The 21238-nt window shown below is 37.4% G+C and carries 18 protein-coding genes; 6 read left to right on the plus strand and 12 right to left on the minus strand.

From position 1 onward, the window contains the following. Window positions 1-4: 4 nt before the first annotated feature. The 5 genes from QM409_RS03295 to QM409_RS03315 are packed head-to-tail and all read right to left on the minus strand — an operon-like array spanning window position 5 to window position 2215. Complete coding sequence (locus tag QM409_RS03295) at window positions 5-235, minus strand: GlsB/YeaQ/YmgE family stress response membrane protein (RefSeq protein WP_000901572.1); 231 nt, start codon at window positions 233-235, stop codon at window positions 5-7. A gap of 9 nt (window positions 236-244) precedes the next feature. Then, window positions 245-1486, minus strand: a complete 1242-nt coding sequence (locus QM409_RS03300; protein ID WP_084890653.1) for an aminopeptidase — start codon at window positions 1484-1486, stop codon at window positions 245-247. A gap of 21 nt (window positions 1487-1507) precedes the next feature. Continuing rightward, window positions 1508-1660, minus strand: a complete 153-nt coding sequence (locus tag QM409_RS03305; RefSeq protein WP_261011333.1) for a hypothetical protein — start codon at window positions 1658-1660, stop codon at window positions 1508-1510. 20 nt (window positions 1661-1680) lie between these two features. Next, a complete protein-coding gene (locus QM409_RS03310; RefSeq protein ID WP_261012008.1) occupies window positions 1681-1959 on the minus strand; it encodes a type II toxin-antitoxin system YafQ family toxin in 279 nt (92 codons plus the stop codon). Beyond that, complete coding sequence (locus QM409_RS03315) at window positions 1952-2215, minus strand: type II toxin-antitoxin system RelB/DinJ family antitoxin (protein ID WP_049551202.1); 264 nt, start codon at window positions 2213-2215, stop codon at window positions 1952-1954. The genes QM409_RS03310 and QM409_RS03315 overlap by 8 nt, the downstream gene beginning before the upstream one ends. A gap of 191 nt (window positions 2216-2406) precedes the next feature. Here QM409_RS03315 and QM409_RS03320 point away from each other — a divergent pair, with 191 nt between their 5' ends. Next, window positions 2407-4194 carry an NACHT domain-containing protein gene (locus tag QM409_RS03320; protein ID WP_261012009.1) on the plus strand — a complete coding sequence of 596 codons (1788 nt, stop codon included), beginning with the start codon at window positions 2407-2409 and terminating at the stop codon, window positions 4192-4194. A gap of 115 nt (window positions 4195-4309) precedes the next feature. Here the strand turns inward: QM409_RS03320 and QM409_RS03325 are convergent, their stop codons facing one another. The 7 genes from QM409_RS03325 to QM409_RS03355 all read right to left on the minus strand — a co-directional run bounded on the left by QM409_RS03325 (window position 4310) and on the right by QM409_RS03355 (window position 16187). Continuing rightward, window positions 4310-8701 (minus strand): PolC-type DNA polymerase III, encoded by a 4392-nt coding sequence (locus tag QM409_RS03325; protein WP_414305680.1) that lies wholly within the window; start codon window positions 8699-8701, stop codon window positions 4310-4312. 345 nt (window positions 8702-9046) lie between these two features. Then, window positions 9047-10198 carry an N-acetylglucosamine-6-phosphate deacetylase gene (gene nagA / locus QM409_RS03330; protein ID WP_414305679.1) on the minus strand — a complete coding sequence of 384 codons (1152 nt, stop codon included), beginning with the start codon at window positions 10196-10198 and terminating at the stop codon, window positions 9047-9049. 165 nt (window positions 10199-10363) lie between these two features. Beyond that, entirely contained in the window at window positions 10364-12067 is a 1704-nt protein-coding gene (locus QM409_RS03335; RefSeq protein WP_414310489.1) for a recombinase family protein, read from the minus strand. A gap of 206 nt (window positions 12068-12273) precedes the next feature. Beyond that, window positions 12274-13077 (minus strand): replication-relaxation family protein, encoded by an 804-nt coding sequence (locus QM409_RS03340; RefSeq protein ID WP_261016411.1) that lies wholly within the window; start codon window positions 13075-13077, stop codon window positions 12274-12276. A gap of 92 nt (window positions 13078-13169) precedes the next feature. Continuing rightward, complete coding sequence (locus QM409_RS03345) at window positions 13170-15389, minus strand: type IV secretion system DNA-binding domain-containing protein (protein ID WP_261016412.1); 2220 nt, start codon at window positions 15387-15389, stop codon at window positions 13170-13172. 327 nt (window positions 15390-15716) lie between these two features. Next, window positions 15717-15893, minus strand: a complete 177-nt coding sequence (locus QM409_RS03350) for a hypothetical protein (protein ID WP_414310490.1) — start codon at window positions 15891-15893, stop codon at window positions 15717-15719. Between the two features lie 33 nt (window positions 15894-15926). Then, window positions 15927-16187: a hypothetical protein gene (locus tag QM409_RS03355; RefSeq protein ID WP_261016417.1), complete on the minus strand. Its 261-nt coding sequence runs from the start codon at window positions 16185-16187 to the stop codon at window positions 15927-15929. A gap of 131 nt (window positions 16188-16318) precedes the next feature. Between QM409_RS03355 and QM409_RS03360 the strand changes: the two genes are divergently transcribed. The 5 genes from QM409_RS03360 (at window position 16319) to QM409_RS03380 (ending at window position 21011) form a co-directional block, all read left to right on the plus strand. Continuing rightward, entirely contained in the window at window positions 16319-17434 is a 1116-nt protein-coding gene (locus QM409_RS03360; RefSeq protein ID WP_414305612.1) for a hypothetical protein, read from the plus strand. A 73-nt stretch (window positions 17435-17507) separates the two neighbouring features. Beyond that, window positions 17508-18107 carry a type II CAAX prenyl endopeptidase Rce1 family protein gene (locus QM409_RS03365; protein ID WP_414305611.1) on the plus strand — a complete coding sequence of 200 codons (600 nt, stop codon included), beginning with the start codon at window positions 17508-17510 and terminating at the stop codon, window positions 18105-18107. 10 nt (window positions 18108-18117) lie between these two features. Continuing rightward, on the plus strand, window positions 18118-18678 hold the full coding sequence (locus QM409_RS03370) for a hypothetical protein (protein ID WP_414305610.1): 561 nt from the start codon (window positions 18118-18120) through the stop codon (window positions 18676-18678). 230 nt (window positions 18679-18908) lie between these two features. Next, the gene (locus QM409_RS03375) at window positions 18909-20189 is read left to right on the plus strand and encodes a hypothetical protein (RefSeq protein ID WP_261016426.1); all 1281 of its coding nucleotides are present in this window, start codon (window positions 18909-18911) and stop codon (window positions 20187-20189) included. 180 nt (window positions 20190-20369) lie between these two features. Continuing rightward, entirely contained in the window at window positions 20370-21011 is a 642-nt protein-coding gene (locus QM409_RS03380; protein ID WP_261016428.1) for a recombinase family protein, read from the plus strand. Window positions 21012-21238 lie beyond the last annotated feature (227 nt).

Here is a 21238-nt window from a genome sequence, read left to right on the forward strand (position 1 = left end):
GAAATTAACTTCCTCGTCTCCAGAAAATCGCTAAGACAATCATGGAACCTAGTACTGCTGGAATAATGGCAGTTCCTGCTATTATCGGTCCCCAAGTCCCAAAAAGCAAGTGGCCTATAAAGGCACCAATCCATCCGAGAAACATTTTTCCAAAACATCCCATTCGCTCTCCACGATTGGTCAGAGTACCTGCTAAAAATCCCACTAGGAGACCAACGAACATACTTCCTAACATATTATCTCCTTAATTTGCCCAATCTCCGTTACGGAAGAGTGGTACACGTGTCCCATCCTCACGGATACCATCGATATCCATTTGGTTAGAACCAATCATAAAGTCTACGTGAACATCTGAACGGTTAAGCCCCGCAGCTTCAAGCTCCTCTTCGCTCATCTCCGCTCCACCAACTACGCTAGTCGCATAGGCTGCACCGATAGCCAAGTGGTTTGATGCATTTTCGTCGAAAAGGGTGTTAAAGAAGGTGATACCTGACTGAGAAATTGGACTTGGATCTGGCACCAAGGCACATTCACCTAAGGCACGCGCACCCGCATTTTCAAAGACAAGGTCTTTCATGACCTGATCACCCTTCTCAGCAGTGATATCTACGATTTGTCCATCCTTAAAGGTCACCTTAATACCTTCAATAATGTTTCCGTTATAGCTAAGTGGTTTTGTAGAGGTTACATAACCATCTGCACGACGGAAGTCAGGTGCTGTGAAGACTTCCTCTGTCGGCATATTTGGCAAGAATCCTTCTCCCTGTGCATTGATAGCACCAGCTGATTCCCAAACGTGGTTCTTCGGCAAACCAAGGGTCAAATCTGTTCCTGGCGCTGTGTAGTGAAGGGCTGAAAATTGCTCTTTATTAAGCATATCGGCCTTGCTCTTGAGGATAGCTGCATGCTCTTCCCAAGCCTTAACAGGATCTGCTTCGTAGACACGACAAGTTTTGAAGATTTGGTCCCAAAGGAGATCAACTGCTTCTTCGTCGCTCGTAGCATTTGGAAAGACTTTCTTAGCCCACTCAAGTCCAGCAGCGGCTGCTACAGTCCAGCTAACTTTGTTGGATTGCGTTGCGATGCGCATTGGCTTCATAGCAAGTCCCATAGCTTTAGCAGAAGCTGAAAGCTTGTCAGCATCCACACCGTTCAAAGCACCTGGATCAGATGAACGAACTCCGAGACGGCTAGCCTTGTTCTCCAAGAGATAGTTCATCTCAGCAATCTTGTATTCTGGTACATTATCCAGACGCTCCATCGGTGCATGGAGGAATTTCTCACGGTTGATGACATCATCTGTCCACTGAACAATAACCTCATGCGCACCCAAGGCATAAGCTTCTTTGACAATTAAGTGAGCCAACTCACGTTGCTCCACATCGATAGAGAGAGCCAAAGTGTGACCAGGTTGCACGTTGATTCCATTTGCAACCAACAATTTCGCATATTTTTCTAGATTTTCTTTAAAATTTGGTAAAACCATGTTGTTTTCTCTTTTCTATTTTTATTTTTCTTTCAAAGCATAAAGTAGCCCTGCTAGTGCAATAGTACCTAACAAGAATGCTGTCGATAGAAGTATTGTCTGATCAGCAAGTTCTAATTGATATTCAAATACCTTCTCAGCCGGCTTGTCTTCCGCAAAAATTCTTAGTTTCATGAGAACCCCCTTAAAATTTATTAAAACAAATCACTATGACTTCCTGTCCTTAGCAAGTTTAAAAGCAATTCTTCCTTGTCTACTTTATAGACCAAAAGCCAATCTGGTTGGATATGGCATTCACGAACCCCTTGAAAATGCTTGGATGCCGTCAATTGATGATCACGATATCTAGCAGGAAGTTCTTTTTCTTGAACAAGAAAATTTAAAACTTCTTCTAATAATTCTGCCTTCAAACCACGCTTCATAGCCAACTTAAAATCTTTTTTAAACTGTTTATGATAACGAATCTTAAGCACGCAAATCCTCCATCAAGTCAGAGACTGATTCAAAAGACTGGCTCATATTACGATTTTGGTCTAAATCCGTTAACACTTGGAGCAACTTCCGATTTTCGTCTAGTCTAACATCAAAAGGTAATCCCTGATATTGAATAGCCTGACGAAGGAAAATATTGATGGCAGTCGTCATATCCATTCCCAGATTACTAAACACCTGTTGGGCCTGCTCCTTAACCTCACTATCCAAACGAATGCTCATACTCGTCTTTGACATACTCTTACCCTCTTTCTATCTATTATTTTAACAAAAATGGCAAGCGATGTAAATACAAAACACATACAACAGATATACAACACCTTCAATAGACAAATCGAATGAGGTTCCCTCTTAAAATATATTGACATAAAAAAGCTGATGTGCTATTCTTTATAAAAATACCCCAAAATACACGGAGCAAAAAGATAATGGACGAAAACTTTAACAATGACTTAGCAAGTAAATTTATGAATGCCATTTTTGATGAGTATCTCTCACCTCTAATTTCAAAAATAGCTAATAAACTAAAAATTACCTATAATGAGGTAAAAATTGATCTAGAAATTCCTTTCCAAGCTTATTTAACAAATTCTTATGAAAAATACAGTAAAATCAAAACGATTATCTACGGAATTGAACCCAAAAAACTATATGATTTTTTTGAAATTCCATTTTTAAAAAAGGGTTCAGACATCATCAAGCCCACTACAACAAAAATACTGACTGATCTCTCAAAATTTTTAATCATTGAAGGTTCTGGTGGAATTGGTAAATCCACTCTCATGAAACACCTTTTTCTAAGTGAATTAAAATTGAAAGACTATATTCCTATTTTTACTGAATTAAAAGATTTCAACGAAGAGGGCCATTTAGACCTTGAGAAATTACTGCTAAAAAAACTAAATCAATTTCATAATACATTCCAAGAAGAATATTTAGATTATGCACTTCAATCTGGATGCTTTTTATTCCTATTGGATGGCTATGATGAATTGTACAGCGAAAACCAAAAAGAATTTTTCAAGAAGTTAAATGATTTTTGTGACAAATATCCTGAAAACCATTATATCCTTTCTTCAAGACCTTATAGCGAATCTGAATTCATTGAATTTCAGCGGTTCACAGTTTTAAAAGCTGTTTCTTTTACTAAAGAACAAGCCATTAGTCTTATTACTAAAATTGAATATCCAGACGAGGAACTTAAAGATAAATTTATACGTGATTTAGAGAGTGGTTTATATGATAGACATAAGTCCTTTGCTTCAAACCCTCTGTTGCTAAATATTATGCTCTCCACTTACAATGACTATGCAGAAATTCCGCAAAAATTACACCTATTCTACTATCAAGCCTTTGATACCATGCTCTCGAAGCACGATGCTACAAAAAGTTATCGACGAAAAATGTTATCAGATTTAAGTTCAGATACTTTTAAAGAGTGCTTTGCAATCTTCTGTTTTCTAACATATCAAAAAGCAAAAACAGAGTTTACTTTCCCAGAGATTGAGGAAATTTTTAAAAAATTTCCTCCTCGAATTAAAAACGTTCTCAATATAGGCGATTTTATTGACGATTTAGGAAACGCTCTGTGTGTACTATACAGAGAAGGTAACCGTTATAAATTCACCCATCGTTCTTTCCAAGAATATTTTGTTGCTTATTTTCTAAATATACAAACGGATAGTAAGATGCGTGACTACAGCTTTCTTTTAATAGAATCAGGAAAATTTAGCACTAGTGCAGATTCGGTATTTCCTATGTTAGAGGATATGAGTACTCAGCGCTTTAATAATAATATCTTAATTCCTTTATTAAATAAGTTTGAAGAATCTAAATCTGGTGAAGAAGACTTATTTGAATATTACATTCTCAATTTTCCCGTAAAAATTGAAATTTCTCTAGATTCTGGAACCCCATCTCTTAGATTAGTAGTTTACGAACCACATGATAAACTTCAGCGTTTTATTTATTATTTTTTCAAAAATACTATTGATTATACTTACTACCGTACAATAGATGATAGTCCCCTAATATCATTTTGTGAAGATAATTATTTAGTAGGAGAAATTATAGAACCAAAACACCTCATTAAAAACAAAGAATTATTTGACTTATTTAGAGAATCTTGGGTCGGCCAACATACACTCTCTCTGACTCATTATAAGCAGAAGCTGATAGAAGACCTAAAAGAAGAGGATATAGTCTTAGAGGATTAGTAATCTGTAACTATTGTATATTTATGCTTACATTTAAAAAATAACAGGATTATCTGATGTCCTGTTATTTTTTTATTATCAAACATCTCTGTAAAATTGAGGATAGTCTGCCTTCTTAAAACAACTCATCAAACAAACTCAACTGATTATCCTCTGGCATATTGCCGAGAATTCCCATTTCATCCATTTTTTCAACCAAGGTTGATGAAAGTCCTCCACGCTTGCGTAACTCAGTTTTAGAGAGGAATTCTCCCTCTTCACGCGCTCGCACCAACTGCTTGGCAACGTTCTCTCCCAGACCATCCATTGCTACAAATGGCGGGATAAGGGTGTCCTCGTCGATGAGGAACTCTGTCGCCTGACTACGGTAGAGATCGAGTTTGCCAAATTTGAACCCACGTTCCCACATCTCATTGACAATCTCAAGAGTTGTATAGAGATCGATTTCCACATTGGAGGCTTCATTGTTCTTCCGTTTTTCAGAGATTTCTTCCATTCTACGCTTGATAGCCTCCAAGCCCGCCCCCATGTTCTTGATATCAAAAGCCTTGGCACGAATGGAGAAGTAAGCACAGTAATAATAAATGGGATGGTGAACCTTGAAGTAAGCTACACGCAAGGCCATCATAACGTAGGCTGCCGCATGGGCTTTAGGGAACATGTACTTAATTTTCCCACAGGACTCGATATACCACTCTGGCACCTTATTAGCCTTCATGGCTTCGATATAGCCATTTCTCTCCTCTTCTGAAATCTTCAGCCACAAGCCCTTACGTACCCGTTCCATGATAGTAAAGGCCATCTTAGGCTCGAGGCCAGCATGCATGAGGTAAACCATGATGTCGTCCCGACAACCGATAACGGTCGACAGGTCCGCAATTCCTTGCTTAATCAGATCTTGAGCATTGCCCAGCCAAACGTCGGTACCATGGGACAACCCTGACAACTGAAGCAACTCCGCAAAAGTTGTCGGATGGGTTTCATCGACCATGCCTCGGACAAAGTTGGTTCCAAACTCTGGAATCCCCAACATCCCCGTAGGCGTCCCGATTTGCTCAGGTGTTACCCCTAACACATCCGTCCCAGAAAAGAGGGCCATCACACCTTCGTCATCCATAGGGATTTCATTAGGATCAATCCCAGACAAGTCCTGTAGTTTCCGAATCATGGTCGGATCATCATGTCCCAGCACATCGAGTTTGAGGACGTTCTCATCGATATCGTGGAAGTTAAAGTGAGTGGTCTGCCATTCAGCCGTCACGTCATCTGCTGGATACTGGACAGGCGTAAAGTCGTAAACATCCATGTAGTTAGGAATAACAACGATTCCTCCCGGGTGTTGTCCTGTTGTCCGCTTGACACCAGCAGCACCTTGGGCAAGACGTTCCACCTCTGCATCACGATAAAACTTTCCATAATCTCTCTCATAGCCCTTGACAAATCCATAAGCGGTCTTGGCAGCCACCGTACCAACCGTTCCTGCACGGAAGGCATATTCCTCACCAAAGATATCACGCACATCCAAGTGAGCGCTAGGCTGATCTTCTCCCGAGAAGTTCAAGTCAATATCAGGAACCTTATCCCCATCAAAACCAAGGAAGGTCTCAAACGGAATATCCTGTCCGTTTTTGCTGAGTTTGTGACCACAGTTTGGACAGTCCTTATTAGGCATATCAAATCCTGAACCGTAAGAACCATCGGTGATAAACTCACTGTACTGACACTGACCACAGACATAGTGAGGAGAGAGAGGATTAACCTCCGTAATCCCAATCATGGTCGCAACAAAACTAGAACCGACAGACCCACGAGAACCAACCAAGTAACCCCGTTCATTGGAACGTTGAACCAGCATCTGCGATGCCAGATAAATCACAGCAAATCCATTCCCCAGAATGGAAGTCAATTCTTTTTCAATCCGCAAATCGACAATATCTGGCAGCGGATTTCCATAAATCTCAAAAGCTTTCTTGTAGGTCAATTCAGCGACCGTTTCTTCAGCCTTGTCGATGAAAGGCGTGTACAAGTCACCCTTAACAACCTCAACAGGTTCAAAGATATCTGCCAAGGCATTGGTGTTGTCAATAACCAGTTTACGAGCCAGTTCCTCTCCCAAGAAGGCAAACTCATCCAACATTTCATTTGTCGTTCTAAAATGAGACTTGGGAAGTGGTGCTGGTTGGGCATGTTCACCGTGACCAATGGTTCGGTTAATCATCGCCCCCTGTCCCAAACTACGGACGATAATTTCGCGGTAAATCTCTTCTTCTGGTTCGATATAGTGGACATTTCCCGTAGCCAAAACGGGCTTGCCAAGACGGTCGCCGACCTCTATCAAACTCTTGATAATGGTCTGTAGTTCTTCCATATCCTTGACCTGCTCCTTGGCGATCAATGGCGCATAGATAGCTGGTGGCATGACCTCGATAAAGTCATAATACTTGGCCACCTCAACCGCCGCATCCACACCTTGGGAAACGACTGCATCAAAAACTTCACCTTCAGAGCAAGCTGAGCCTAAAATCAAACCTTCCCGATGGGCATCTAAAACCGTTCTCGGAACCCGTGGCACCCCTTCAAAGTACTTGGTATTGGATAAAGAAACCAGCTTAAAGATATTTTTTAGACCTACCTGATTCTTGACATAGATGGTCGCATGCTTGATCCGAGCTTTTTTATAAGAATCTGGACTAATCAAATCGATGTTAAGTCTAGCCAAGTCGGTTACACCATGTTTTTCTGCCACCTCTTTGATAAAGATGAAGAGCAGACGACCAGTAGCTTCCGCATCGTAGTTGGCCATGTGGTGATGTTCTAAGGCCACACCAAAACGCTTGGTCAAAGGTCCCAAACCATGACGTTTATACTCAGGATAGAGGTTTCTAGCAAACTCCAGCGTATCAATAACTGGCTGAGTAATCTTTGGCAGACCATGACGCTCATAGTTGGCATTCATAAAGCCAACGTCAAAGGTCGCATTGTGGGCGACTAAGACAGTATCCTTGCAGAATTCTTGGAATTCTTGCAAAACTTGTTCTAGTGGTTTGGCATTTTTGACATGGTCATCTGTAATTCCAGTCAACTCAATAGTAAAAGCTGACAAGGGATGCCCAGGATTGATAAATTCATCAAATTCAGCAATGACATTCCCCTTGTACATCTTAGAGGCCGCAACCTGAATCAAGTCATTATAAATGGCTGATAGCCCCGTCGTTTCCACGTCAAAAACCACGTAGGTCGCTTCCGACAAGTCCATCTCCACTTCGTTGTAGACGATAGGGACACGGTCCTCCACGATATTGGCTTCCATACCATAGATCAGCTGGATTCCCGCTTTCTTAGCCGCCTTATAGCCGTGTGGGAAGGACTGAACATTCCCATGATCCGTGATAGCAACCGCCTTGTGTCCCCACTTAGCAGCTGTCGCAACAATCTCTTCGACCTCTGGCAAAGCATCCATGGTCGACATATTAGTATGAGCATGAAACTCAACCCGCCGTTCTCCTTCTGGCATTAAATCCTTCCGCTCATAGTGAACAACTTCCTGCACATCCTGCACGTTCATAGTCAAATCGCGTGTGAAGTTATTCATCTCCACATTCCCACGAACTCGGAGCCAAGAATTTTTCTTGATGAGATCAAATTTCTGAGCCTCTTCCTCGTTCTTAACCCACTTTTGCATAGAAAAACTGGAAGTGTAGTCTGTCATTTTAAAGTTGATCAAAACACGCCCTGTTCTGGTCACTTTTTGCTCCACATCAAAAACAACCCCTTCAAAGACCAGACGATTTTCCTCAGTCGTCACTTCGATCATAGGAGTAATCTCCGCCTTGTCCAACTTTGGTTTAGCTGCAGCTTTTTTCGCTTGAAAATCAAAGGCTGGTTTCTCTTCCACTGGAGGAGGTGCCATCTGTTCTAGTTGTTCCATAGCACGGAGCGCTTCCTCATTAGCAGCTTGAACAATCTGCTCATTTTCAGCATGAAAGGCCTCTTCCTGCTCCTGGGTCAGCACATCATTCTTCTCTACTTGACAGTTAAAAGTAGGAAAACCAAATTTTTCAAGTTGTTTAGCTAAATTAGGAAGATGATTTTTCTTAAAGTGTTCCTTATCAATCGCCTCTGAACCTTCAATAAAGAGTTGATTGCCTTCAGCACGAACTCGCAGATTTTGATAAAGGGACTTAAAACCTTGACTAGCACATGGCCCTTCAGAAAAAGCCTCTTTATAGTAGGCCTGTAAGAGTTGATTTGAAAATTTTTGAGACAGAACCTTGATTTCAAAAACAGCTTTATTCCCTGTCTTAGAAAATTCCTCACTCAAACCCTTCTTTAATTCTAAAAAGATTTCAATCGGCAAAATATTAGAAAATACGAAATGAAACTCCCATACCTTACTAATTTTATGAACTACAACTCGCTCAATATCAGCCTGTGACAAAGCAGGAGCCTGTCTCATTTCAGTAGGCATCCCCAGTTGATTCATCAAAATTTCAAAACTATTTGACATCCATTTTCCTCACATTATTCTACTACTATTTTACCATATTTAGAGGTATTTTCTAAAGACAAAAGGAAGCCACTTCAAGACAACAAAGAATTTTCTTATTTGTACTTTTACTACTCATTTAAGGAGATTTACCTATAGAAAAAGAATGAGTTTAAGGAAATTAAAAGATTTTCATAACAGTACTCCCAAAAAAGTTAGATAAATAATTTATCCAGAGAAGTTAGTTCTATTCTACACATAAAGAAAACACCCCAAAAGTTAGACAGAAAAAATCTAACTTTTGGGGTGCAGTTTATCCTTTATAAAACCTAAACAGAAAGTAAGCTGTATCTTCTGCTTTCTCTCTTATGCTTGATAACGTTTCGCACCATCTAGATACGTAGCTACCAATTCCAAATCTTTATCTAATACGATAAAGTCCGCATCATAACCTTCACGGATTTGGCCACAGACATCATCAATGTGAACAGATTTTGCTGGGTTAAGGCTAGCCATCATGACCGCTTCGTGTGGATTTGCAATACCCCACTCGACTACATTTCTCATACCATCTTTAAGTTTGAGGATAGAACCTGCCAAATTACCAGTAGATTTGAGACGTGCAGTTCCATTTGCTACTACAACAGGGAATTCTCCCAACATATAGTCACCGTCTTCAAGCCCACCAGCTGTCATACAGTCCGTAATAAGAGCGATGTTTTCTGTCCCCTTTTGCTTAAGTAAAATCTCACAAGCTTTTGGATCTACGTGATAACCATCACAAATCAATTCTGCGTAAGTATGTGGGAGCTCATACATAGCTCCTACCATACCTAGTTCGCGGTGTGTTAAACCACGCATCCCATTATAGGCATGTACCCATACACTAGCTCCAGCATCAACTGCCTTCTTAGCTTGTTCAAATGTCGCATCTGAGTGTCCAAGTGCAACTGTCACACCTTCACCTGTAATAGTACGTACAAAATCTTCTACCCCATCACGTTCTGGTGCAATAGCGATTTTATTTAGCATCCCTTTTGCAGCATCCTGCCAAGAATGAAACTCCTCAACACCCGGGTCTCTCATATAAGTTGGATTTTGTGCCCCCTTAAAAGTTTCTGTGAAATATGGACCTTCATAATAAATGCCACGAATCTTAGCACCTGTTGCTTCTTTATAATGGTTTCCAAGATTTTCAGTGACTGCAAGCAATTGCTCATAAGTGGCTGTTAAAGTTGTGGGCAAGAAACTGGTAACACCGGTACTAAGAAGTCCTTCACTCATAGTATGCAATGTACCTTCAATGTTGTTGTCCATCACATCTACACCTGCATATCCATGAATATGAGTATCCACAAGACCTGGTGCAATGCTATAACCAGTATAGTCAAGAACCTCTGCTCCTTCAGGAATTTGATCCACATGTTTCCCAAATTTGCCATCAACAAGTTCTAAGTACCCACCGCGACGAATGCCAAATGGATAGAAAAACTGATCCGCTTTAACGTAATTAGGCATAATAATGACCTCCTTAAAAGATTACTTTTGATATTTATTATGTCAATTACATTATAAACCTTTCTGATTCATTTGTAAATGGTATAGACCTATTTTCTAGAGATATTTTAAAAGAGCTGGATTTAGCTGACCTGACACACAGCAGTTTAGTTATTTGGGTTAATATTAGCGAGCCAAGTCGTTTGGCTCGCTTTTCTCGTTGTTTAGTTTTCCGATGAAATTATAGTAAATGTCAATCTGAATAATGCGATTGCGTTTCGTACCAGTTGGTTTATGAATCACAATCTTGTCAATCAGTTCATTCACTATTTCAACTGTTAGCTCTGGTAACTTTGTATATTTCGAAATTCTCGCCATAAACTTGGAGATGTTAAGGCTATCTTCTTGTTGTTTGGTGAGTTTTTCGGTTAAGTCAGAAATGGAAGTTTGGAGCTGTTTCTGTTCTTCTTCATAGCTCTGACTTAGCTTCACAAAGCGTTCATCTGAAATTTTACCAAGTAGATTATCTTCATAAAGCTTCTGAATGATGCTGTCAATCTCTTTAGAGCGGTGTTCATCCTTTTTAAGTTGCTGGCGCTGGCGTTTATTGTTTTTGCTGAATTGAGCTTGGCTTTGCTGTTCTAACTTTTTCAAAAAGGCTTCTTGGTCGAAGTGGACTTCCTGAATAGTTTGGCGGAGTTTACTCCTTATAATCTCAATCAGGGCGGAGTTTTGAATGTAGTGGGGATTTTCGCAACCATCAATCGGCTTACGGTAGCCAGAACATTTGTAATGGTCATGGTTAAGTCCGTTTTTCTCTTGTGGGCAAAAATAATGCTTTCGCCCACAAGTTCCACAAAAGACCAGTCCAGCAAACAAGTTTTCATGACCAGCCCGATTTTTATATCGCTGATTAGACCGCTTATGACTCCTCATCTTCTGGACAATATCGAAAGTTTCTTGGTCAATTATCGCTTCATGAGTATTTTTGAAAATTAACCAACCTTCCTTCGGATTATCCAACTTACGCTTGTCTTTGTATGATTTTGTCCGAGTTCGAAGATTGACAGTATGTCCAAGATATTCTTCACGACTTAAAATCGCACTTAGAGTTTCTCGTATCCAAAAATAAGGCAAAGTTTCCACATTTGAAGTGGAGGAAATAGGTTTCAAACCAATTTCGATTCGGTGGCGGTCTGGTTTAAAAATTTTGTCATTTTCTAACCCTTTCGCAATCTCCGAAAGACTTTTTCCACTTTTCGCTTCTTGAAAAATCCGCTTCACGACTTCACTGGCAACTGGGTCAATAATCCAATTTTTAGGGTTTCTTGAATCTTTGAGATAGCCGTAAGGTGGGTTAGTAGTTACTCGCTCGCCAGCTTTGGCTTTAGCTTGCACCACCGCTCGAATCTTCTTGCTAGTATCCGCCGCATACATTTCGTCCATTAGGCTCTTAATTGGTAGGAAAATAGAATTAGTTTCATTAGGCTTATTCGAATCTACGCCATCATTTAAGGCGATAAAGCGGACATCAAAACTAGGAAAAGTAATTTCCGTTAGTTGACCAACCTTGATATAAGAGCGACCCAAACGGCTTAAATCCTTAACGACGAAGTTTGAAACTTGCCGATTTTCCACCAAACGCAAGGCTTCCGAAATAGCCGGACGGTCGAAGTTTGTTCCGCTGAAACCGTCATCGACAAACAAAATAGGATTAGGGAGATTTTCTCTTGCAACCACATCAAGCAGAATTTTCTTCTGATTGGTAATTGAGTTACTATCTCCGTCCAGACCATCGTCTTGACTTAAACGACAATAAACCACTGTAATATCTGAAAGTTTCGAAGTGTCTACTTGTCTATAATCTGAAATTGTCAAAGTTCTGTTCATGTGTTTTTCTCCTTTTGGAGTTCACACACCTTATACTTCTATTATACCATTTTTACTACTGTTAAAGTAGTGATTTATCGCTTAAAATCAACCTTTCTAGGACATATTCAAGATTGCGATTTCCAGTAAAACGGTGACGGATTAAGTAAGTCGTTCGACCAATTCGACAAATTTCATCGGCGGTGCGTGAGGGCTGGTTTGAGTCTCTATCTTGATTCTTCTGGTTCATTCAAAATTCCTCCCTTGATATAATCTGGGTATTCTTCAAGTGTTATTACAGTGAATAGTTCCCAAAAGTTATATAGTTCTTTTTGAATCGCTTTCGAAATAGCCAGTTTGCGCTTATCATCTGGCACAACCCACAAAACATAGGGGAAAACTTGCTTTTGGCGCTGTTCAATACCTGAGCGATAATATTCAATATATTTCTTACAAGTATTTACAATGCGTGCAAGACTTTCTGTGCTTCGGTCTATTTCAAGAAAATAATGGTCTTCGTAAACATGATTAACAAGCTCTAAATAAGCGTCTGGTTTCAAAGTCATTCCAATACCAGAGAGTTTTTGGTAGCTGCGCCAAGAGTTCGGCTCAAAGGAAAAGATTTCAAGCAATAGCTTTTCTGAATCTCGAACAGCCTCCAGTGTCTCAACAAAAATTTCCGTAATCGCTAAAGTATGTTCAACATGATGTTGAGTTGGCTCGTATTTATTTTTATAACGCAAAACAACTGTTTCATCTTGGTTTTTAAGGAATTTTAGTCCCTGAAAAGTAATTTGCCAAACATAAGAAGCAGAGCCACGGCGTGCGCCACCAACTCGCCGTTTTAAGTGTGAAACCAATCCAGCTTTCTTCAGACTTTGTGCGGTAAAATTAGCACGGCGAATGGCGGTTTCAAATCGAGCGCTATCTGCAAAAAATAATCTTGCTAATTGGTTAGTGGTGGCATATCTAGCTTGATTTAAAAAGTAAAGAATTTGCGTGTCGTTATCTGTTTTGTAATTCCATTTCATCTGTTTTGTTCTCCATTAAATTTAAAGGTGTACTCTCCGCAAAATGTGCTTAGTTACGGAGTAAGTCGTGTGAGTAAAAATCCTAAAAACCTTTATTTATCAGGGACGGACGAATTTTCTTCATCAACACGATTCGAAGAGCGATTGGAACGCTTTTTCCTCCCTAAATCTGTTAATTTCTGTTTAGAATTTTCATTTTTTGAAGTAGATTTTTCAAAAATGTAGTTTTCGAATTGACTTTCAATTTCTGAAATATCTTGTCCGTATCGGCTCAAGCTATTCAAAAATGGTGCACGACTATCCCTAATTTTTGGTTTAGGTGGGTAGGTTTTACCGATAACCCAGCGGTAAGTGTTTTGTGAAATTTCAGTGCGAATATATGCCCAAAATGGTGGTAAGTTGTAAAAATCTTCTTTATCAATCTCCAGAGTATATTTTGACATTTCGCGAGCTTCATCAAGATTCAAGCCAAAAACGATTTTATTCGCAACATTAGATTCAATTCCAGCTTTTAGCTGAGGCGACATCTGGGCGAGGTGTTGGAAGCCAATATTCCAGCCAACATTAAATTGGCGAGATTGCGAAAGTGCTTCGTCTAAGTTAGCGTTAGGGATTCCTAAGAAACTCGGCGTTTCATCAATATAGATAAAGACCGATTGGCGTTTGCTTGGCTCAACCGAAGACTGGCGTAAAATTAACATCCAGAGCATGGAAGTGATTAGACTGCCGATGAGTTTGGCAGATTCTGAACCAATTACCGCTTTATTTAGTGGAATTAACACGATTTTTCGACTTTTGAAGATTTCCGCAAGGCTGAAATTTGTATTAGTTTGCCCCAACATTGCCCGAAGTTGCGGGCGAAGCAAAAACTGGCGGAATTTATTCAAAATGGGGTTTAACATCTGGTGACGTTGGGCTTCACTAAGCAGTTCAAACCAGTTCCAGAAACTTTCCAGACCAATAGGGTCTTTTAACTCTCTTAATAGTTTGTTTCGAAAGGACTGATTAGTGAGTAAACTTGGTAACATCACTAAAGAAGTGTTTGGGATGCGCGCCAGAGTTAAAAAACTGTGCGATAGAATATCCAGCGAGTAAATTCCAAAATGTTCAGGATATAACCCTTTAAACAGCTCCAGTAGATAGTCTGCAATGACTTCGGGTTCAATACCGTGTTTTGTAAGCTCAAAAGGATTGATACCGACAATTCGCTTTGAAGTGAGTGAAATCACCACAATATCTTCATCGTGTTCAGTTGGTGTGCGCTCTAAAAGTTCATGAGTAAGTTGACCTTTGGCATCCACCACAACGACGCTATGATTTTTAGAGTTTATATCTGATAAAATCAAGTGACTCATGGTGGTGGTTTTCCCACAACCAGTTGAGCCGAGAAAAACAGTGTGCTTTTTGCCAGCTTGAGCTGAAATTTGAATTGGTCTTGGTTGACTTTCAACCGTTTGCGCCAAACTTCGCTGAATCTTCCGATTAATATTGTAGCCTAAAGGTGGAGTTACTAATTTAGGGTGAACATTTGGCACACCTGCAATATTTTCTTCCCCAATAGGTAAAAGCATGAAACAAGCTAAGTCTGAGACGGATAAACTATATGGGAAAGACCAGGAGGGTTGTGCTTGATTAAGTTTTTGGATAGCTAATGGTTTTAATTCAATGGTTGCATTTGATTCCATCATGCGAAAACTACTAAGTAGGCTGCCAAGAAATTCCTTTGTTCGCAAAATACTGCGAGATTGGACACCAAGGCGAATTTCACACTTAAAAGTAGATTGGTTTAATTTTTGTTTCATCAGCTTTTTGGAATTTTCGGAAAGCTCAGGAACATTATTTGTAATCACTTGATACCATTTAGCGGATAAATTCGGCAGGTCTTTTGGCTGTGGACGAGGTGGTGAACCTGTGCCTATCACTAGCTGAACCGATACTGTCTCATCTGGCTGGAGTATTTTTGAAATTGTAAGGCTTGAACGTATCATATTTTCTACAGAGTCCGTTTTTAAAGCATAGTGAGATTCTTTGATATTCACTAACCGCGCAACCGAAAGTTTTTCACGTTTTAAGACTCTTAAAAGCTGAATATCTCGGTGCGATTGAATTAGCTGGTGAATATGACGTTTATCTTGTTCTTCTGTGCCCAACAGATAGCGCACACGATTCTTAGATAATCGAATTTCAAAAATAACCGCTTTGCGCCGACTTAGCCCCACCAGTTGACCCAACATAGATTTCACATCATCTATCTCAAATGGGCGCATCCAGTTGAGTTCGCTCCAAGATAGCGCTTCGAATTTTCTTTTCATTTCTACCTCCAATCTTTAGATTTAATAATCCGAAAGGCGAACCAGCCAATGAAAATAACCGCAGTCGTCAAAACCAAGAACCACCGAATTTCCAGAATTAGTTTCACCGCCCAGTTAATAAGCCAAGCACAAGCAACAAATCCAAGAATATATGCCATTAGTTTTCTCATAGTTGGTTTCCTTTCTGCCTTCATTTATACAAGAAAATTGGTAAAAAGTTAAATTTCATTGTTTTCAGTTTTTAAAGCGATTGGAATGAATTGTAAGCAATGAAACAGTAGTATATTTCAACATATTTTTTCCTTTTGTCTAGTCCAATCAAGGCTTTTATTTTCTTTCGAATTTTCTCAATTCGGATTTTGCAACCAAGAAAAGTTGATTGATTTCTTGCTGTTTTTCCAGAAATTCTGCCAGGGCAATTTCTTCTTCGCTACAGTGTTCTTCATTTGCTTGTTTTGGTTTTTCGAACCAATCCCAAAGAAATACAGCAACAACGATAATCATAAAAGCTATAAAGTAGTCCATCATAAAGCTACCTCATTTCATCTTTTCAGTAGCGTAATAAGTGAACACTTTTAGAATATAATCTGTATATGCTTTAGCTTCTGGCGTATTTTTAAGTATTTCAGACTGAGTAAGCGCTAGATTGCCCACTTTATATAAAATATCGCTAGCGAGAAGCTCCAAGGCTTGATTATCTGCCAACGCTTCACTTAGTGTTTTAGCCACTTCTAACTGATAGGGGCTAACAAGTTGAGAAAGTTCTACTTTTGGGGTCGATTTTTGAATATGATTCATGAGATTTCTCCTTTGATTTTGGTATAATTTATGTTATAAACATTGTCGACTTTGTTTATGATTATAGTGTAACGAATATTTTTATCTCATTCATCAGGTAAAAAATCTCAGAAATCTCAAGGAGAAATCGTGTGACCGAATTTAGATTAGGATGGTTTTGCTATATTTTGCAAAAATCTGAAAAGAAAAAACGAAACCAAGAAGATTTCGTCAATAGTATTTTGAATAGATTAGTGAGTGAAAACAACCTTAAAATTTCATTTATTCCAGAAATTAACCGTGTTTCTAGTAACCGCCTTTTTACGGGAGACGAAGAAATTCCAGAATTTTACCGCGAAGCTTTGCCGATTAGTGATTTAGACTTTCAATCTCAAAGGATATCTGATATTTTCAAAGATTTAAACTGTGATGAAACTTTCGATTATAAGCAAGCTGTTTTTAAAATCAAATCAGATCTTTTAAACCAAGCCAAAAAAGCTACCGTTGTGTTTGGTAGCGAAAAAATAGAATTACTTAATCATTGCCAAGAAGATGAACTTTACTTAGCAACTCTTTTGATTTTCTTGGTGAATCTTTCGAATATTCCTTCTAAGAACTCAGAAGAATTAAGACAAACGCAAATCATTAACCAGCACATTTTTAAGTATCTTGAAAATGAGATTCTATTAATGCCATATTCACATAGAAAAGCTATTGAGGAAGCTTTAAAAAGCAAACAGCAGATTTTTTATTTTGATTTATATAAGCCTGAAGCGTTAAAGGATAATAAAAATCTCGTTTCACCCACTTTAAAAGTTTTGATTCAAGATTCTATTTCCAAAATGCCAATTATCCAGAATGGTTTAATAATCCAAAACGAAACCATCAATGAGCGAATTGCTCAGTTTATTGAAAGCAATTTTAAAGATGGCAACAAATTAACCTTAATTGCTGGCTTTTGTAAAAATGAAGATGAATTTTATGAAGTTATTGATAGACATTTACCCAAAGAAGCTATTAATAAAATTTTTAAAGTTAAAAGTTTCGCTTTATCTGTAAAAGCCAGTTATGACTATACTGCTTCAAAAATGAAAGACATGATAACCTTAACAGAAAATGTTGTAAATTATTTAGAAAAAAGAGCTTTCACAACACAAGACAAAACTGATTTTACTGTTGGAATGAGTGAAAATTTAGAGAAAAATGAGCTGATATTCTTTTGTTTAATAAAGCCAAGAATCATAAAGGGGATAAAAAAAGAAGATTAAGCATATAATTGGTTGATATTTCATAAATAATTTGCTATATATGAAGTATGTAACTTTTTAAAAGGAGATTAAAATGGTAAATAAAAATAATCTAATATTACTTTCAATAGTTTCTCTGATATATATTACTTTACCCCTCCTTATACTGCTGGGAATTTTGAGCTTTGATAATAAATTTTTATATCTAACTATAGGGGCTGCAATAGTTTACGTTGTATTAAGGGTTATAGGATTCAATAATCAGGAACTAGGGATTACGACAAAAGGAACAAGGGAATCTATTAAAAAAGTTATACCAATTACAATTATTTTAACGATACTGGGCTTAATATTGATATATTTTAGAATATCTCGCTTTTACCCAACGGAGACAATGTGGTTTTACTCATTTTATCTTTTTATTTCTTCTCCTGTTCAAGAATTTTTATATAGAGGGGCTTTAACATCAATATTCAGAAGAATGAACCTAAGCGACTCTTGGAATTGGGGAATTTCATCATTGTTATATAGCTTTGTTCACATTATATATAGAGATTTTCTAACTTGCTTATTAACGCTCATTATTGGATTAATTTGGTATAAAAATTATGAAAAAAATCGTAATATTATAGGTATAAGTTTAAGTCATGCCGTTTTAGGAGCAATTACGATTTTTGCTGGAATTATTGATTGAGGTGGTATGATTGAAAATCAATATCAAAGAAATTTTTTTAATGTTAATCTCTATTATACACGGTAGTTTATTTTTTATATTTCTTGATAAAATGAAAGAAATTGTAGATAGCGGTATCTCTTTTTACTATTTTTCTATATTATTATTTTCGTTCTGTATGTTTATTAGAGTTCTTCAATCCCAAGTTCTAGCAGCTATAAGATATGAAGAATTATGGAATGTAAAAACACTAGATATTTTTATAATTTTTATAATTGCGGGATTTGAATATTTCATGCTTCATTTTATTAGTAAATCTGCTTGGACCTATTCTATATTGCTAATTACATTTGCGTTAATTGGTATTTTAGGCTATATCATCACCTTCTTCTCTATCAAGAAGAGAAATTCTATAGAGGCGTATATTCAGGGGCTAAATATTTTTATTCTGTTAGTTATCGCAGCTATCTCCGTATTAGGAATATTAAGTAACACCACTTTATCATATTCTATAGCATATTTATTTAACAGTTTTTTTCTGATTGTAAATATATATTTCTCTATTAAATTAGGTATGAAATCCGACGTATAAGGCGCGCGAATGCGTCAGTCTGAAACAAATAAACAGCGTAAAGAATATTGAAAAATATTGAGATATAACATAATCTGTAACAAAAAGATTGTCATTTTAGAAATTATTTTTGTTACAGATTATTTTTTGTTTTTTTCTATTGCTTCATAATTTCTCTCAAAAAGCTCAGATGATACAATGTTTTCTTGATATTGTGGTAAAATTGTAAGGAGGATAGAGGTAAAATAGATATGAATTATATTACAAATGTAACTAAACGAGACATCTACGACTTATTTACTAAAGGTGTTAGTAATGAAAATTTATTCTTTGAAGAAGAAAGAATTTTTTATCCGTACTACGGGAGGCTTGAAGAGATTGATTTTTTAGGAAGGCTTTACGATTTAGAAAATATTGAAAGCTATGATGAGAGATTTAAAAATGCAGCCGGAGACATTTGGCAGCATAGAGTGAATAATGATGACTACCCTGAAAACTGGGTATTCAAAGACAAGCGTTTTGGATTATTAGACGGAAACGATAAAGCATTCCTTGATTTTATTTGTGAAATTTTTCATCCAGAAGTCAGAGACGATAATAAAAACTGGGGAATTTACTTAGAATCTATTAATTCATTGCTAAAATCAGATGGCTACGAACTCTATCCAGAAAGTCAAATTTCTGGACGAGATGTTTACAGCTGGCGAAATTATCAAGCCAAACCTGCACTCTTTATTCCTTTCTCTGAAAGAAATAAGAGCTTATTCTCCAACAAAAAGATACCCCTAAAGCTTCCTTTAGCATTGCGACGTCAACTATTCCAGCTACTACTTAAAAATAATGAAAATCTTTACTTTACAGACGAAACTGGATGGAATTACACTCAAACAATTGATGAAGTAACCTTTGATAATATAAAACAATTCTATACTCCAAAAGCTTTTAGAGATGGAGAATACTTAGAAACTGAGGACCTTGAAGAATTTATCATGCATACCTCACCAAAGTCTGTCCTAGATTTCATTGAATTTTTTTCTCAACAATGTTCTGATGAGACATTTCAAGAAAAAATTAACGTATTATTTAAGCTGAACGATGTTAATACTACTATAATTAACAATGAATTCTCAATTTCAGAGAGTAATATAGGTAAAGCTCCTAAGGATTTAATCAAGGAAAGGGGGATTCAGGAATTATTATCTGATGCACATCAATTTTATTTGAAGGGTAATTTTCCAATTGCTACTGAAAAATTATGGGATGCCTTTGAGCGCCTAAAAACTTTTTATTCACCAACCCTAGACAAGAAGCAATCTGTTGAAAAAATTATAACCCAGATGAGCTCAGGGGAACAAAATATTCAAACTGTTTTTGAAGACGAATTTAAAAAACTAACAAAATTAGGAAATATGTTTAGAATCCGCCACCATGAAATTGGTAAAATAGATATTATTGATGACAGACATTTTGAATATTTATACAATCGTTGCTCAACTTTAATGGCAATCGCTATTAAAGTTTTATATAACTAAACATACTAACATTCGCCGCTAATTGTATAAAACAGTAATCAAAAGTTCGGATATTTTTTAGTTTTTATCGTATAATGATGTTTTTCTATTAGTGATGATTCTATGTTTAAAATCCCAGTTGTGTTGTTTTTCTTCTAAAATAAAACCACCTGCTACAATAGTAAAGCAAGGAGGAAAAATGTGAAGAAAGATATTGAACAATATCAAAATAAAGATTCTATTACTATCGGCTATGCCAGAGTTAGCTCAACAGATAATCGACAAGAATTTGGGTTATCCGTTCAAAAAGAAGCTCTCAACTTTTGCGACAAGCTCTATATAGAAAAAGATTCTGGTGGCAATCAAGAACGCCCACAGCTTGAAAAAGCGTTAAGATTAGCTAAAAATTACGCCAAACAAGGCGTTAAAACTAATTTTATAGTTTATAAGCTGGACAGATTAACTCGCAAAATGTTTCACCTCTCCGCTATTATTGAAGATTTAACTAAGAATAACATTCGTCTACAATCTATTCATGAAAATATTGAGACAGATTCCTTAACTGGAAAGTTCTTTTGTTTGATGTTGGGTTATGTGGCAGAATGGGAGCTTCAAGCTATTTCTGAACGCACTAAAGACGGACTCCGCAAAGCGAAAGAAAAGGGTGTGAAACTTGGTAATAAAGGGTTGCCTAAAATAAAGGAAAGGCAAATTATTGAGCAATACCAGAAAAAAGAACTTTCCGTTCGAAATATAGCCAATCAGCTGAATATTTCTACCGCAACCATATATAATGTACTAAAGCGCAATGGTATTCAAATAAATAGAAAAAATCACTTATAATTGATTGACAAATTCTTAGAAAAATAGTAAATTAAACCTATCAACAGTTTTAGCAAACGGTCGTTTGTTAAAACAATCAAAGTCATCAATAAAAATATTTCAAATGCTGATTTAATAAGGTTTTAGTTACCTTGTTGAATTGGCATTTTTTATTTTTTCATTGTTTTAGTTGACGACCGTTAACTAAAACAAGCTCAACCCCTATTGTAGCAGGGATTTTTTGAGTA

The sequence above is a fragment of the Streptococcus mitis genome, assembly GCF_047465045.1.
Taxonomy (GTDB): domain Bacteria; phylum Bacillota; class Bacilli; order Lactobacillales; family Streptococcaceae; genus Streptococcus; species Streptococcus mitis_DT.